The organism is Glutamicibacter sp. AOP38-B1-38 (assembly GCF_052377485.1).
In the GTDB taxonomy this organism is placed as follows: domain Bacteria; phylum Actinomycetota; class Actinomycetes; order Actinomycetales; family Micrococcaceae; genus Glutamicibacter.
In genome coordinates this window covers 1-14,335 of sequence record NZ_JBQSWU010000028.1, presented here as the reverse complement: position 1 = coordinate 14,335, position 14,335 = coordinate 1, and the positions used below count along the sequence as shown (strand labels likewise).

Sequence of the window (14,335 nt, the reverse complement as noted above, 5' to 3'; positions counted from 1 at the left end):
TTGGTGCCTTTTAGGAAAAATCCATTGACTGCGAGGTAGATCACTGATTAGCTTTGGTCATCTACTGGTCAGACCAGTAGAGCTTCTGATAATCGACGACGCGAAAGCAGGAACGGTGTCCACTTATTCAAAGGCCTTCCCGGATGGCTTGCCCATTGGTGATGCGTGGGTTCCGTGCGAAAGCTCCGCACCAGTCGTCTTCCCTTACGATTCATCGCTCGTTGCCCAGGCACCTGTGGGCACCGCCGAGCATGCGAGCCGAGCACTCGATGCGGCGCAAGCAGTCGCCAAGGAAGTCGCGCGGCTGAGCACCGGAATCCGACGGGCGATTCTGCTTGCGGTCCACGAGAAACTTGCCGCCCATCGCGAAGAGCTGGAAAATCTGCTGGTACTGGAAACCGGCAAGCCGCTGGTCGATTGCCGCGTTGAGGTCGCAAGGACGCTGACGACCTGGGCTGCGGCGGCCGAAGAGGTCGCCCACGCCCATGGCGAAACGGTTCCCCTAGATCTTCAGCCATCCGGTGCGGGAATGATTGGCTATTGGACCCGCAAGCCGGCAGGAATTGTCATTGGCATCGCCGGATTCAACTACCCGCTGCTGCTGGCAAGCCACAAACTGGCCCCGGCCCTCGCGGCCGGCTGCCCCATCATTCTCAAGCCCGCTCCCAACACCCCTTTGGCCACTTTGTCGGCGGTCCATCTGATCCGCGAGGCGCTTGCCGAGCATCGGGTCAGTGCCGCGGCGGTGCAGCTGGTCACCGGTGGGGTTGACGTCGGGGAGATACTCGTCGGCGACCCGCGCTCGGCCGTCGTTTCTTTCACCGGCTCGGCCGCGGTGGGCCACCAGATCGCCAAAAACGCGGCACCACGCAAGGCGGTGCTCGAACTGGGCTCCAACACCGGCTTCATTGTGGCCGAAGACGCGGTGATCCCGGACGCGGTGGATGCGGTGCTTCGCGGTGGCTTTTACGCCAATGGGCAGGCCTGCATCTCGGTGCAGCGCGTGCTCCTCGATCAGAAAATCGCCAAGGAGTTTGAACGGCAACTGCTCGCCCGCATCTGTGAGGTCATCGTGGGCGACCCCCGCTCGGCCGACACCCGGGTGGCGCCGGTGATCAACGAAGCCTCCACCGAACGCATCATGGATTGGATCAACGCCGCCGTCGAACGCGGCGCGCAGGTGCTTAGCGGCGGCGAGGTGCGCGACGGGGCCATCCTGCCCACGGTGCTCAGCGGCGTGCCCACCGATGCGCAGCTGTGGTGCGAGGAAATTTTCGGGCCGGTGATCTGCCTGCGCACTGTCCCGGATCTGGACACCGCCTTCGAACTGGTCAATGACTCGCGCTATGGCCTGCAGGCGGCGATCTACAGCACCAGCCTGAAGACCGCGTTCCGGGCAATCGAGGAGCTGGAAGTCGGCGGAGTGGTGGTCAATGAAATTCCTGGCTTCCGTTCAGACATCATGCCCTATGGCGGGGTCAAGGATTCCGGCATTGGCCGCGAGGGTCCGCGCTTCGCCATGGAGGAATTCACCGTCACCCGCATGGCCATTATCAGGCCGTAACCAACCGTTAGCAGAGAAAGATTTACCGATGGATTACACGCAGTTGTTTCAGTTCTCCGGCCGCCGCGTCCTGGTGATTGGCGCCGGCAGCGGCATTGGCCGCGAGGCCGCACTGGCCCTCGGCGCTCATGGCGCCACCGTCATCTGCGCCGATCGTGATCTGGCCGCGGTCCAGGTCACCGCCAGCGAACTCGGCGCGAACGCTTCCGCGGTGGAACTCGATGTCCTGGATTTCGAGGCAGTACGGGCGGCGGCCGCCGAATACAGCGACATCAGCGCGCTGGTTTTCACCGCAGCCACCAACGTTCGCAAGCGGATCGTGGACTACTCCATGGAGGAATTTGATCGCGTGGTGAATCTGAATATGCGCGCCTCCTTCGCGCTGCTCCAGGCCTTCGCACCGCGGATGGCGGACAACGGGGGTGGATCGATTATCGGCATCGCCTCCATCCGTGCCACGGTCGTCGAGCCCGGGCAGAGCGTCTACGCGGCCACCAAGGCGGCGCTGGTCCAGCTGGTGCGCACCGCCGCGGCCGAGTTCGGCGCTCAGTCGGTGCGCGTTAACGTCATTGCCCCCGGGGTCGTGGAGACCCCGTTGACCAGCCAGATCAAGGCGAATGAACAGTGGTACAACGCCTATTCCGAGAAGAGCGCACTGGGGCGCTGGGCCAAACCCGAGGAAATGGCCGGGGCTATCGTATATCTGGCCTCGGCGGCCTCGAGTTTTGTCACCGGCTCGGTGCTGACGGTCGACGGTGGTTGGACCGCGATCGACGGACGCTTCACCCCGCCAAACTAAGCTCCACCCAAAACGAATTGAGCATTGAATGCTCTCCGGGAAAGGAATTCATGATGCCGCAGACACCCGAAGCGCCGGTGGCGGTGAAAACCCGCGCCTTCGAGGCGATTGTCAGCCATATCGAAAATCAGGTGCTTGCCGGCGAGCTGAAAATCGGCGACCATCTGCCCGGCGAGCGCGAACTGGTTGGCCAATTTCAGGTCAGCCGCTCCTCGGTGCGCGAAGCCATGCGGGTGCTTGAAAGCAGCGGCATGATCGCCTCCCGCCCGGGTGATCCCCGCGGAGCGGTGGTGCTGTCCCCTACGGCCACGCCGCTGCGCAAAATGATCACCAGGCTCACCCATACCTCCGCCTCCAGCCTCGCAGATCTGCTCATCTACCGCATGACCCTGGAGTCCTCGGCGAACTCGCTCGCCGCGACCAGGCGCACGGATGCCGACCTCTTGCAGCTGGAAAAGGCGATGGCGCGCATGCGGGCCGCACGCCTGCAAGGCCAAACGGCCTTCAGCCAAGCTGACCTCGATTTCCATGATGTGGTCGCCAAGGCCAGCGGCCACGCGCTCTTGCAGATCTCCGGTGAAGCCGTAAGGCAGTCTATTGAACAGCTCATCGCCTCGCGCATCGAGCAAAGCTCGGATGACCATGCGCTCATGCTGCGCACTATCGATCATCACGCCGAGGTATTCGCGGCCATCCAGAACCAGGATGCCCACCTGGCGGAGCATCTGGCGCGCAGCAGCCTGTTCGAATACTACGGGCACCTGCTGGGCACCGAAGAGCGCGAAGCCTTGGCGGCCTTGGCGTCCTTCGGCAGCCCAAGTGTGCCTTGAGACAACCTCAGGAAGGCTCCGCCTTGCCCGCTGGGCTTAGTCCAGGGCCAGCCAATTCGGCGTTGCCTGCGCCGGGCGGTGCCCCTCATACCAGCGGGCCGCGCGCAGCAGGTCGGCATCGGCGCCGACCCGGCCGGAGAGCTGTACCCCGATGGGCCGCCCGTTGGCGGTGAACCCGCAATTGACCGTGGCCGCAGGTTGGCCAGACATGTTGTATGGAACGGTGAAGGCGATATGGCTCATGGTCTCATCCGGATCCGCCACCGGCATCGGCAGCTCTGCGGGGAAGGCGGCCATCGGCGAGACCGGGGAGATCACCAGGTCGAAGCCCGCGGTTGCGGCGATCGTGGCTCGTTGCATCTGGTCGATCGCGCCGAAGTTCCGAATGGTGTCCGCACCATCAAATCCGGAGCCGCCGGCGCACCAGCGCACGATGTAGTCCAGGACCTTCCCCTGCTCTGCTTCGGAAAGCTCGCGGTAGTCGGCCCAGGAGCGGGTGCGCCAGAACCTGTCCAGCCGGTCCAGCATTCCCTGATCGATAAACGGATCCAGCCGCTGCACGTTGGCCCCGGCTTCCGCAAAGGTCTCCGCGACCGCTTGCACGGCCGCAAGAACCTCGGGATCGACCTCGGCTCCCGCGTTCGCCTCGGTATGCAGCCCGACCTTCAACCCCCGCACGTTATCCCGCGCGGTTTCGAAGTCCATGGGCGCATAGGGCCGCGCGGAATAATCGCGGATATCCGGCCGGCCGAGAATGGCCATGAACGCCGCGAGGTCATCCACCGTGCGCGCCATAGGTCCCGCGGCCCGTCCGATGTACGGGGCATCCAGCGGAATCAGTCCGGCGCTCGGCTTGAGCGTGGCTAGCCCCTGCCAGCCGCCGGGCAGCCGAATCGAGCCGCCAATATCCGTTCCCACATGGAGCGGACCGTACCCGGCCGCGGCCGCCGACCCGGCCCCGGCGCTGGAGCCGCCGGTGGTCCAGGCCGGATTCCAGGCGCTGCGCGAAATGCCGTGCAGGCTGGAGACTCCCGAGGAGAGCATGCCCCAATCCGGCATTGTGGTGGATCCGAGGATCACCGATCCGGCTTCCAGTATTCGGTCGGTGATCGGCGCGTTGGCGCGCGGAACCTTCGGGTTGGCCAGTGCGGTCCCCGAAGGCATGGGAATTCCCGCGCGGGCCACGTTCTCCTTCACCGTGGCCGGCACCCCATCCAGGGCACCGCGTTGCCGCCCGGTTGCCCAGCGTTTTTCACTCAACCGGGCCTGGGAGCGAATGTCTTCCGGATCGAACTGATACATGGCATTCAGCACCGGTTCGCGTTCTTGGATCCGGGTGATCACCGCCTGGGCGACGTCGACCGGGGAGAACTCCTTGGCCGCATACCCCTGGCCGAGCTCGCGGGCGGAGAGCTGGTGCAGCGCTGTGGTGCGGTTCGATAGCTGAGACATCTGGACCTTTCAAAAAGCACAAGCGCTTCTAGCGCAGTGCCAGCTCGTTTTGGAGGGACATCGAGGAGTTCACCAATGTCCGGGTGTAGTCATGCTGCGGGTTGTCGTAGATCTGCTCGGTAGTGCCGCTTTCGACAATCTGCCCCTCGTTCATCACCACCACGTTGTCGCAGATATAACGCACCACCCCCAAATCGTGGGAGACGAAGACCAGGGTGAGCTGGTAGTCATCCACCAGGTCGGAGAGCAGGTTCAGCACCTGCGCCCGAACCGAGACGTCAAGGGCGCTGACCGGTTCGTCGGCCACGAGCACCCGCGGTTCGCAGATCAGCGCGCGGGCAATCGAAATGCGCTGGCGCTGCCCGCCGGAGAATTGGTGCGGGAAGCGTTCGGCCGCGTCGGCCGGCAGCCCCACGGCTCCGAGCATTTCGGCCACCTGTTTGCGCAGCTTGGCGCTGTCCACCTTTTGCCCCGGGGCGAGCAGCGGCTCGGCGATGATGTCGCGGACCCGCATCCGCGGATCCAGGGATCCCATGGGGTCCTGGAAAACGATCTGCAGCTGCTGGCGCAATTGCAGCAGATCGCGTTCTTTCGCACCGGAGACCTGGTTTCCCGCGACCTGCACGCTACCGGAGGAAGGCTGGTCAAGGCCCGCCAGAATGCGAAGCAGCGTCGACTTGCCCGATCCAGATTCGCCCACTACCCCGAAGCGCTGGCCGGCGGCCACCTCGAAGGACACTCCGCGCAGGGCGTGGACCTCGGAGGGCTTGCCGAAGAGGGTGGAACGGCTCACCGGGTAGATCCGATGCAGGTCCTTAACGCTGATCACCGGTTTTTCGGCAGGCTTCTCCTGGGCGGCAGGCTCTGGCGCTACTTGGGCAGCTTCCGCCGGGGCCGGCTCCTCCCGCACGTTCGGCGGCACATAGGCGGCGGCCGAGGCCACGGTGTACAGACGCCCCTGGGCGTCGGTGGCGTCCAGATCGGAGGCGGCAAGAAGTCCCCGGGTGTAGGGGTGCTGCGGATTGCTGAAGACCTCTTCGGTGCTTCCTTCCTCCACCACCCGTCCGTCGTTCATGACCAGGACCCGGTCGCAGACGTTGGCCACCACCGACAGGTCGTGGGTGATGAACAGCAGCCCGGTGCCGCGCTCGGTCACCGATTCCAGGATCAGGTCAAGCACTTGGCGTTGCACGGTGACGTCCAAGGCGGTGGTCGGTTCGTCGCAGAGCAGCAGGCCCGGGTTGTTGGCCAGCGCCATCGCCAGCATGGCGCGCTGGCGCTGGCCGCCGGAGAGCTGATGCGGATAGGAGCGCGCCGCACGTTCCGGGTCCGGGAGCTTCACCGATTCCAGCATCTGCACCGCCCGCGCGCGGGCCGCGGCCTTTGAAGGCACGGTCCTATGGCTGCTCATGATCTCGGCGACCTGCGGGCCGACCTTCATCAATGGATTCAACGCGGTCAATGGCTCCTGGAAGACCATGGCCATGTCTTTGCCGCGGATCTTCTGCAATTCCCGGTCGCTGGCCTCGAGGAGGTTTCCCGCGTAGCCCGCGAGGTGAATTGAGCCTTGCGCGGTGACCCCTTCGGGGAGCAATCCCATCAGCGCCGAGGTGGTTATGGACTTGCCCGAGCCGGACTCCCCGATCAGGCCCACCCGGTCTCCGGGCGCCATGCTCAGGTTGAAGTCGCTGACCAGGGTGCGCGTCTTGGTGCCGATGGACAGGTTTTTGACCTCCAGCAATTTGGCGGCCTCTGCATGCTTCGCCATCATCAGCGCTCTCCGTTCAGTTTCGGGTCAAAGCGGTCGCGTAGCCCGTCGCCGAGCAGGGTGAAGCCGAGCACCGCGACGGCGATCGCGGCACCGGGCCAGACGGCCAGCATCGGGAAGGTGCCTAGGAACTGCTGGGATTCTTGCAGCATGCGCCCCCAGGAGGGCACCGGTGGCGGGGTGCCCAAGCCGAGGAATGACAAGGCCGCCTCGGCCAGCACCGCGATGGCGAAGGAAACCGAGCACTGCACCACCACCATGCCCACGATATTGGGCATCACGTGGCGCCGGGCAATTCTCCAGCCGCTCTGGCTGGCGGCCTTGGCGGCCATGATGTATTCGGTGCTCATCACCTGCAGGGTTCCGCTGCGGGCCACGCGGGCGAACCCGGGGATCGAGCCGATGCCGATGGCGAGCATCGCGGTGAGCGTGCTGGCGCCGAAGACCGCGCCGAACATGATGGCCACCAGCAGGGCGGGGAAGGCCAGCAGGATATCCGCGCCGCGCATGGTCACCTCTTCGGTGATCCCGCCGCGCATGCCGGCGAGGATCCCCAGCGGCGTGCCGATGACCAGCGCGATGCCAACGGCCACCAGCCCGACCAGCAAGGTGATGCGCGCCCCGTAGAGCACCCCGGAGAACACATCCCGGCCGTAGCGGTCGGTGCCCATCAGGTGCGCGGCGCTGGAACCTTGCAAGCGGTCCGCGGGAAATGCCTGGACCGGGTTGTAGGGGGTCCAGAAGAATGAGACGAGGGCGGCGAGCACCACAACTGCCACCAATGATCCGCCCACGATGAGCGTGAGCGAGAGCTTGCGGCGGGTTTTCTCCACTAATACTTGTTCGGCAGCCATTACGCTCCCTTTCGAATGCGGGGATCCAGGATCGTATAGAGCACGTCCACCACCAGGTTGATGATCAGCGTGATGGCCACCAGCACCATCACCACCGACTGGACCGTGAGCAGGTCGCGGTTGCCTACCGCGTCCAGCAGCATCGATCCCAATCCGGGGATGACAAAGACCCGTTCGATCACCACGGCGCCGATGATCAGCGCGGCCAGCTGCACGCTGGTCACCGTCAGCACCGGGATGGAGGCATTGCGCAAGCCATGCTTGACCAGTGATTCGAGCTTGCCCAGCCCCTTGGACCGTGCGGTGCGCAGGTAGTCTTCGCTCATCACCTCCATCACCGCCGAGCGGACGTAGCGGGTCAGGATCGCGCCCTGCACCGAGGCCAGGGCGAGCACGGGCAGGAGCACGCGGGCCAGGAAATCGCCGAAGTCCTCGCCCGGCGGCGTCCAGCCGTTGGCCGGCAGCCAGCCGAGCCCGACGGCGAAGACGACCACCAGCAAGATGCCCGCAAGGAAGTTGGGAATCGCGACGCCAAGCTGGCTGACCCCGCTGATGATGATGCCGCTGGGGTTGCGGTGCTTGACCGCCGCATAGGTGCCAAAAGGCACGGCGATCAGCAGCGCGACAAGCATCGCCAGCACCACGAGGATCAGGCTCACCTGGACCCGGTCGATGATCAGCGGGCTGATATCCTGCCGGGTGACGTAGGAGGTGCCGAAGTTCCCCGCCGGCAACCCGAGCGCCCAGTCGAAGTACTGCACAATCAGCGGACGGTCGGTGCCGAACTCGGCTCGCGTCTTGGCCAGCAGTTCCGGGCTGGCGTTCACGCCCAAGGCGATCTGCGCCGGGTCCCCGGGAATTGCGCGCATGAAGAAGAACACCGCGACAGTCGCAATCACGTAGGTGACAGCAAATCTCACAAGGTTAGTCAGTAATCGGATACCCAAGTGCGTTCCTCTCTGCCGAAGCGCTGCTGCGGATTACTTCCAGCCGAGGTTGGTCAGATCCAGCGCCTCGGTGACGGAGTTCGCAGGGATTCCGCTGACCTCCGCCTTGGCAACGACGATGTTCGGGAAGATGAACAGGGTGTTTGCCGCCGCGTCATCGACGATGGTGCGCACCACCTGCTTCATCCCGTCCACGTAGCCGGCTTCATCGGCGGCGTCGGCCTCGGCGGCGAGGTCCTTGATCTTCGAGTTGTCATAGCCGAGGTAGTAGTCCGGGTTGTTGAACATGGCCAGCACGTCCCGGCTTTCCACGGCCAGCACCACGGACATCTGGTAGTCCTGCTTGGTGAAGACCTCGTCCAGCCAGACGGCAGGGAATTCCGCCGATTCGATTTTCGCGTTGATTCCCACGTCTGCCAGCTGGGAGACGACAATTTCGGAGACCGCCGTGGCATAGGGGCGGGTCGGGACGGTGAAGGTGATGTCCAGGTCCTGGGCGCCGGCTTCCGCCAGCAGGGACTCGGCCTTGGCCGGATCGTAGGGGTAGACGTCGTTGAGATCTTCGTAGTACGGGTCGGTGGTCGGGACCGGGCCGCCGACCACCGTGCCGTAGCCGTTCCAGGCGGTGTCCACCACGGCCTGGCGGTCGATGGCATGCATCACCGCCTGGCGCACCCGCACGTCGTCGAAGGGGGCCATGTTGTTGTTCATCGACAGCACGATTTCACCGTTTGAGGTGCCGTCGAGGACCTGGTACTTGCCATCGGACTCGAAGCTGGAGAGCAGCTCCGGGGACTGCATGTTGTAGACGACATCCACGTCTCCGGACTGCAGCGCGTTGGTAGTGGCCACCGCATCGGCGAAGTAGCGCAGCGAGACGTTCTCCACTGCAGGAGCTTCGCCCCAGTAGTCCTCGCGGGTCGCGAACTCGATGGACTGGCCGCGATTCCATGCGTCGATCGCGTAGGGGCCGGTGCCGATGGCGGTCCCCGCCAGGTCATCGACTCCGCTCGGATCGAAAATGGCGCCGACCAGGGTTCCCATATCGAACAGCCAGGCATTGCTTGGCTGCTTGAGGGTGATGGCGACCTCGGTGTCGCTGTTGACCTCCACCGAGTCGACGATATCCATCTTCTTCTTCAGGCTGGAGACCCAGGCGTCGGACTGGACGCGTTCGATGCTGAACTTGACGTCCTCGGCGGTGAAGGCCTCGCCGTTGGAGAAGGTTGCGCCCTCGCGAAGCTTGAAGGTGTAGGTCTTGTTGCCGTTGCTCAGCTCCCAGGATTCGGCGAGCAGCGGCTGGATCTTGCCTGCCTGGTCGATCTCGACCAGGCCTTCATACACGTTGGACATCAGGGCCTGCGGGATGGCGGCGCCTGCGGTGGTGGTGAAGTCGAGGTTGACCGGTTCGCCGGTCAACGCCACCGTGACCGAGGTGTTTTCCGCCGAGCCCTCCGAAGAAGATCCGCCGGATCCCGCCGAGCAGGCGGTCAGGGCCAGGGAACCGACCATGACGGCCGCAGCCAATCGGCAGTAGTTCTTTTTCGCGCTCATGAGATCTCCATCGGGTCAAAGTGACAACTGAGTGATGTGATCCATACAACACCATATATGCTGATATTTCTACTAAGTTTTCTGGTCTTACCAGTAAACGACATATTTGGTGGAGACCGCGCGGCCGGGGCAGCTGCGCTAGCTTTGTCCATAACGCACTCATCCTCGCAATCAAAGGAAGGCTCCACATGAGCAAGCTGACTTTCACGCCGGCCGTGCCGACATTGACCTACGAGCGAGTTGTGCAGCAAATCGAAGAGGCGATTCTTTCCAAGGAAATCGAACCCGGGCAGCACCTTCCCAGCGAACGCGAGCTGATGGTGCAATTCTCCGTGAGCCGGCCAACGGTGCGCGAAGCACTGCGCGTATTGCAAAGCCAAGGGCTTATCGCCTCTCGGCCCGGCAGCCGCAGCGGCCCGATCGTGCTGCCGGTATCCCCGGATAATCTCGGACGCTCCTTTGCCAATATGGCGCGCATTGCCTCCTTGTCGCTTTCCGAACTGGTCCAGTTCCGCATCGTGCTGGAAAGCTCGGCCTGCCAATTGGCGGCGGTCATGCACAATGCCGAGCAGCTGGCCGCGATGCGCGACGCCATCGAACGGATGGAGGTGGAAGCGGGAACCGGATCGGATTCCTTCAACCGGGCCGACCTGGATTTCCACGCGGCCGTCTGGGAAGCCAGCGGCAACGCGCTGCTGCGGATCTGCGGCGAGGCGGTATCGGGAGCCATCCTCAACGTCATGAATGAGCAAATGAGCCATTCGGACAATGAGCGGCGTGAAATGAAGAAGGTCGTGGCCTTGGACCGCGCCATCTTCGAGGCCATCGCCGCCGGCGAGCCCGCCGCCGCGGGGAACGCGGCCAAGACGGCCATCTCCTCCTACTTCAAGCACAGCCTGGATGAAGAGGGCCTGCGCGGTCTGCAGGCGCTGGTCAACCCCGCCTAGCAGGTGGGGCTCAGTGCGCGGTGAGGTCTTTTCGCATGATCAGCCGCGGCATTCGACTGGCCACCGCATCCGTGCTCCCGATCAGCTCAAATCCCACGCGTTCGAACATTTTCCGCGTCCCCACAAACGCCATGGTCAGATCCATGCGCCCCGCGGGATCCACCGGGTAGGCTTCCACCGCGGGCGCGCCGAGCGCCTGGGCGTAGCGCAGGGCGCCGGTTAGCATTTCGGTGCTCACCCCCTGCCGGCGGTAGCCGCTGCGGACCACCACGCAGATGATGCTCCACACCTTTACGTCATCCACCGGTCGAATGAGCTTGGAACGCTCCAGCAGCGGGATCTGCGAGCGCGGGGAAATACTGCACCAGCCCACCGGTACCGAATCCCGGTAAGCCAGCACTCCCGGCGCGATGGGTTCGGCGCTCAGGGCGCGCATCGCCGCTGCCCGGTCCCCGGCACCGAGCAGCTCAATTTCCTTGGCTCCCAGGCGATGCGAAAGGCACCAGCAATGCTTCTCGCGTCCGCCGGGATTGACCACTGCGGCGAAATCCGCAAAACGATCCGCGGTCAGCGGCAGCACTTCCCAGTTGGCCTTGCCTGCTGCCGGACTCTGCGACTTGGCTTCCATGAATCCATCCTGCACCCCCGAGTGCTTTGGCGATACCCCAAGAGAATCATTCGGGTTTTCCCTACTCTTCTTCTCCGGATCTCTCGATGTTGCCGGAAGCCACGTCAGCATACTGTTGAGCTATGACTTCATCACCAAAGCTTCTCCCGGACGAGAACACCGTCCGGCCACCGTTGAGAATCGGACTGACGATTCTTCACCTGGCAGTTCTGGGCAGCGTCGGCACCGCCATCTCCTGGCTCTTGCTCGGCTGGCTCGCAGCAGGTGCCGCGCTGATATTCCTGCTGGGATTCGGCATCATCGTGCTCATCGGCTTGCTCTACGCGCTCTTCGGGCTCTCCTGGCTCGAAATACAGCGCGTCTCCGGGCTCTATGACCTGAACGTCGCCACCTTATCCTGGCGTCCACGACGCCGCGAAGGTTTCGGCGAATATCTCCGCTCGCTGGGGCGCAACCTCGCCAGCGGACGCATGTGGGCCTCCTTTGGCAGCTTCGTGCTCTCCTGCATCTTCGGCTCGCTGATGATCGGCGCGTTGCAGTGGACGGTGCATACCGCCATCGTCGGCTTCGCTCCGCTGAGCGATGCCGACACCGTATCCGGTCCCTTCGGACTCTTGGTTCCGGCCTCCCAGGCCCCCTGGCTGTTCCTCTTCACTCTCTTGGGTGCGGCGGTGATAGTCGGCCTGGCCTTCTTGCACCGAGCGGTCACCTGCGCCATCATCGGCGCGATTGCCCGTGAATCGGCCATGACCGAACGGGTGCGGACCAGTTCGGTCCAGCGCGAAGGCGCGGTGCGTGCCGCAGAGGTAGAACGCACCCGCATCGAGCGCGACCTGCACGACGGGGTCCAGCCCCGGCTGGTTTCGGTGGGCATGACCCTGGGCCTGGCCCATCAGCAGATCGACAAGGACCCGGCGCAGGCCAAGGAGCTGATCGCCGAGGCGCATGCCTCGACCAAGTCGGCGATCACCGAGCTGCGCCAGCTCACCCGCGGGATCTACGCCTCGGTGCTCGATGACCGCGGATTGGATGCGGCCCTGTCCGCGGTGGCCGGACGCAGCCATATTCCGGTGCAACTCGATGTGCAGCTTTCCGGACGCTACCCGCGGGACAGCGAATCGGCGGTGTACTTCGCGATTGCCGAGGCGCTGACCAACTCGACCAAGCATTCCCGGGCGGCGACCTGCCGCGTGACGGTGCGCGAACGCGAGGAGGCCGGCAGGCGCTGGCTCTTCGCGCGCATCGAGGACAACGGGGTGGGCGGGGCACAGATCCTGCCCGGCGGCGGACTGGATGGGATCAACAACCGCGTCCTGGCTGCCGGGGGCACACTGCGCCTGGACAGCCCGCAAGGCGGCCCGACCGCGGTGGAGGTGAACGTGCCATGCGCGTCCTGATCTGCGAAGACTCGGTGCTCCTGCGCGAAGGCCTGGTCAGGCTGCTGGACCACTCCGGGCATCAAGTGGTCGCGGACCTGCCCGACACCGGCGGACTTATGGATTTCCTGGCCCAAGCCGAGGCCTCGGCATTCCCGCAGATCTGCATCCTGGATGTGCGGCTGCCTCCGACCTACACCGACGAGGGAATCCGCGCCGCGCTTGAAGTACGCAAGAACTACCCGCAGCTGCCCTTGCTGGTGCTCTCCCAGTATGTGGAGGAACGCTACGCCTCGGAGCTGATCTCCATGCAGTCCGGAAGCCTGGGCTACCTGCTCAAGGACCGCGTTGCGGATGTCACCGAATTCATTGCTTCCCTGGAGCAGATCGCGGACGGCGGCACGGTACTCGACCAAGAGGTGGTGGCACAGCTGTTGACCAGACGCAATCACGATGACCGGATGCAGCGGTTGACCGATAGGGAACGCAGCGTGCTGACGGCGCTGGCCGAAGGCAAATCGAATCAGGCCATTGCCGCCTTGCTGTTCCTTTCGGAGGCAAGCGTTGAAAAGTACATTACCTCGATCTTCCAGAAGCTTGGACTCGAGGCAGATGGGACGGGAAACCGGCGTGTGCTCGCCGCCCTGGCTCATATCCAAACTTTGGGCACCACTCGCAGCGACAGGACAAACCCATGAACTCCCCAACCATCAACGCGCCGGTTGCACCGCAGAATCCGCAACCCGCCGGTTCGAAGAAAACCTTGACCCTGGTGCTGGGCCTCATCGGCGCACTGGTCATCCTCGGGGTGATCGCCACCTCGGCTTGGCGTGCTTCACACAGCCTCGCCAACTCCAGCAGCTCGCAGAGCGTCGGCGCCGCTGGCGTCACCGCACTGGAGGTAGACGCGGATGCCGGAAGGTTCACCGTGCTCTTCGCCAACGTTCCCGAGGCAACGCTGGAAGTGCGCAGCGCACGCAGCGGCGAATGGAAACTCCGCCGCGACGCCGGCACCTTGCTGGTCAGTTCGCCCAACGACTGGGGCGACTGGTGCTTCACCGGTTGCGACTGGGATGAAAACGAGGTCACGCTGACGCTGCCTAGTTCGCTCAACGAAGGCACGCTCGATGCGGACCTGAAGATGTCCGCCGGAGAATTTTCGGTCAATGGCAACTTCAACGACCTGGTCATGGAGATGAGCGGCGGCACCCTGGATGCTACCGGCTCGGCCAAGGGCTTGAGCGTGGAACTGGGCGCCGGGAAAACCGATATCGACATGGCTGACGTGCAGAGCGCGAACTTCGATGTTTCCGCCGGCCGCATCGACAGCACCTTCACCGGCAGCGCGCCGCGCAGCGTCCAGGCAGAAGTCAGCGCGGGGATGCTGCAACTGACCCTGCCGGATACCGAATACAACGTGCTCCAGGATGTTTCGGCCGGCGGCGTGGAGAACGGCCTGAGCGTCAACTCCGCCTCGGAGCACCAGGTTCAGGTTGAGGTCTCGGCCGGGAACGTGGTCCTGCGCCCCGGGGCGGAAGCGACAACGCCAACGAAATAGGCGTTATCTTCCGGTAGGACGAAGCTGGCCTCGGGGCGCCGCGGGTATGCCCGGCCGG

The 14,335-nt window shown here is 64.3% G+C and carries 13 protein-coding genes; 7 read left to right on the top strand and 6 right to left on the bottom strand.

All coding sequences use genetic code 11. The annotated features are described in order from the left end of the window. Window positions 1-115: 115 nt before the first annotated feature. Genes ACT3TP_RS15125 through ACT3TP_RS15115 form a run of 3 tightly spaced genes read left to right on the top strand, consistent with a single transcriptional unit; the run spans window position 116 to window position 3,193 of the window. The gene (locus ACT3TP_RS15125; RefSeq protein WP_444620908.1) at window positions 116-1,564 is read left to right on the top strand and encodes an aldehyde dehydrogenase family protein; all 1,449 of its coding nucleotides are present in this window, start codon (window positions 116-118) and stop codon (window positions 1,562-1,564) included. Between the two features lie 28 nt (window positions 1,565-1,592). After that, window positions 1,593-2,363, top strand: a complete 771-nt coding sequence (locus ACT3TP_RS15120; RefSeq protein ID WP_096286237.1) for an SDR family NAD(P)-dependent oxidoreductase — start codon at window positions 1,593-1,595, stop codon at window positions 2,361-2,363. Window positions 2,364-2,413: 50 nt separating this feature from the next. Then, window positions 2,414-3,193, top strand: coding sequence for a FadR/GntR family transcriptional regulator (locus ACT3TP_RS15115; RefSeq protein ID WP_444620907.1), 780 nt, complete (start codon window positions 2,414-2,416; stop codon window positions 3,191-3,193). 36 nt (window positions 3,194-3,229) lie between these two features. Here the strand turns inward: ACT3TP_RS15115 and ACT3TP_RS15110 are convergent, their stop codons facing one another. Genes ACT3TP_RS15110 through ACT3TP_RS15090 form a run of 5 tightly spaced genes read right to left on the bottom strand, consistent with a single transcriptional unit; the run spans window position 3,230 to window position 9,768 of the window. Continuing rightward, a complete protein-coding gene (locus tag ACT3TP_RS15110; RefSeq protein ID WP_096286233.1) occupies window positions 3,230-4,645 on the bottom strand; it encodes an amidase in 1,416 nt (471 codons plus the stop codon). Between the two features lie 28 nt (window positions 4,646-4,673). Then, the gene (locus ACT3TP_RS15105) at window positions 4,674-6,416 is read right to left on the bottom strand and encodes a dipeptide ABC transporter ATP-binding protein (RefSeq protein WP_096286231.1); all 1,743 of its coding nucleotides are present in this window, start codon (window positions 6,414-6,416) and stop codon (window positions 4,674-4,676) included. Then, entirely contained in the window at window positions 6,416-7,267 is an 852-nt protein-coding gene (locus tag ACT3TP_RS15100; protein ID WP_096286229.1) for an ABC transporter permease, read from the bottom strand. The genes ACT3TP_RS15105 and ACT3TP_RS15100 overlap by 1 nt, the downstream gene beginning before the upstream one ends. After that, window positions 7,267-8,214 (bottom strand): ABC transporter permease, encoded by a 948-nt coding sequence (locus ACT3TP_RS15095; protein ID WP_096286227.1) that lies wholly within the window; start codon window positions 8,212-8,214, stop codon window positions 7,267-7,269. Before ACT3TP_RS15095 ends, ACT3TP_RS15100 begins: the two co-directional genes overlap by 1 nt. Before the next feature lie 33 nt (window positions 8,215-8,247). Then, window positions 8,248-9,768 (bottom strand): ABC transporter substrate-binding protein, encoded by a 1,521-nt coding sequence (locus ACT3TP_RS15090; protein ID WP_444620906.1) that lies wholly within the window; start codon window positions 9,766-9,768, stop codon window positions 8,248-8,250. Between the two features lie 188 nt (window positions 9,769-9,956). Here ACT3TP_RS15090 and ACT3TP_RS15085 point away from each other — a divergent pair, with 188 nt between their 5' ends. Beyond that, window positions 9,957-10,715, top strand: coding sequence for a FadR/GntR family transcriptional regulator (locus ACT3TP_RS15085; RefSeq protein ID WP_444620905.1), 759 nt, complete (start codon window positions 9,957-9,959; stop codon window positions 10,713-10,715). Window positions 10,716-10,725: 10 nt separating this feature from the next. On the opposite strand, the gene ACT3TP_RS15080 is transcribed toward ACT3TP_RS15085, so the two are convergent. Continuing rightward, the gene (locus tag ACT3TP_RS15080) at window positions 10,726-11,343 is read right to left on the bottom strand and encodes a GNAT family N-acetyltransferase (protein ID WP_444620903.1); all 618 of its coding nucleotides are present in this window, start codon (window positions 11,341-11,343) and stop codon (window positions 10,726-10,728) included. Window positions 11,344-11,465: 122 nt separating this feature from the next. Between ACT3TP_RS15080 and ACT3TP_RS15075 the strand changes: the two genes are divergently transcribed. From ACT3TP_RS15075 to ACT3TP_RS15065, 3 genes are read left to right on the top strand one after another with little or no spacing between them, the layout of a single operon-like run. Continuing rightward, on the top strand, window positions 11,466-12,740 hold the full coding sequence (locus ACT3TP_RS15075) for a sensor histidine kinase (RefSeq protein WP_096286219.1): 1,275 nt from the start codon (window positions 11,466-11,468) through the stop codon (window positions 12,738-12,740). Continuing rightward, on the top strand, window positions 12,728-13,417 hold the full coding sequence (locus tag ACT3TP_RS15070) for a response regulator transcription factor (protein ID WP_096286217.1): 690 nt from the start codon (window positions 12,728-12,730) through the stop codon (window positions 13,415-13,417). The genes ACT3TP_RS15075 and ACT3TP_RS15070 overlap by 13 nt, the downstream gene beginning before the upstream one ends. Beyond that, window positions 13,414-14,277, top strand: coding sequence for a hypothetical protein (locus ACT3TP_RS15065; protein ID WP_444615604.1), 864 nt, complete (start codon window positions 13,414-13,416; stop codon window positions 14,275-14,277). The genes ACT3TP_RS15070 and ACT3TP_RS15065 overlap by 4 nt, the downstream gene beginning before the upstream one ends. The last annotated feature ends 58 nt before the right edge of the window (window positions 14,278-14,335 follow it).

Coding starts and splice junctions, on each gene's coding strand:
- ACT3TP_RS15120 (WP_096286237.1), top strand. CDS start 1,593: ATGGATTACACGCAGTTGTTTCAGTTCTCCGGCCGCCGCGTCCTGGTG.
- ACT3TP_RS15115 (WP_444620907.1), top strand. CDS start 2,414: ATGATGCCGCAGACACCCGAAGCGCCGGTGGCGGTGAAAACCCGCGCC.
- ACT3TP_RS15110 (WP_096286233.1), bottom strand. CDS start 4,645: ATGTCTCAGCTATCGAACCGCACCACAGCGCTGCACCAGCTCTCCGCC.
- ACT3TP_RS15105 (WP_096286231.1), bottom strand. CDS start 6,416: ATGATGGCGAAGCATGCAGAGGCCGCCAAATTGCTGGAGGTCAAAAAC.
- ACT3TP_RS15100 (WP_096286229.1), bottom strand. CDS start 7,267: ATGGCTGCCGAACAAGTATTAGTGGAGAAAACCCGCCGCAAGCTCTCG.
- ACT3TP_RS15090 (WP_444620906.1), bottom strand. CDS start 9,768: ATGAGCGCGAAAAAGAACTACTGCCGATTGGCTGCGGCCGTCATGGTC.
- ACT3TP_RS15085 (WP_444620905.1), top strand. CDS start 9,957: ATGAGCAAGCTGACTTTCACGCCGGCCGTGCCGACATTGACCTACGAG.
- ACT3TP_RS15080 (WP_444620903.1), bottom strand. CDS start 11,343: ATGGAAGCCAAGTCGCAGAGTCCGGCAGCAGGCAAGGCCAACTGGGAA.
- ACT3TP_RS15075 (WP_096286219.1), top strand. CDS start 11,466: ATGACTTCATCACCAAAGCTTCTCCCGGACGAGAACACCGTCCGGCCA.
- ACT3TP_RS15070 (WP_096286217.1), top strand. CDS start 12,728: ATGCGCGTCCTGATCTGCGAAGACTCGGTGCTCCTGCGCGAAGGCCTG.
- ACT3TP_RS15065 (WP_444615604.1), top strand. CDS start 13,414: ATGAACTCCCCAACCATCAACGCGCCGGTTGCACCGCAGAATCCGCAA.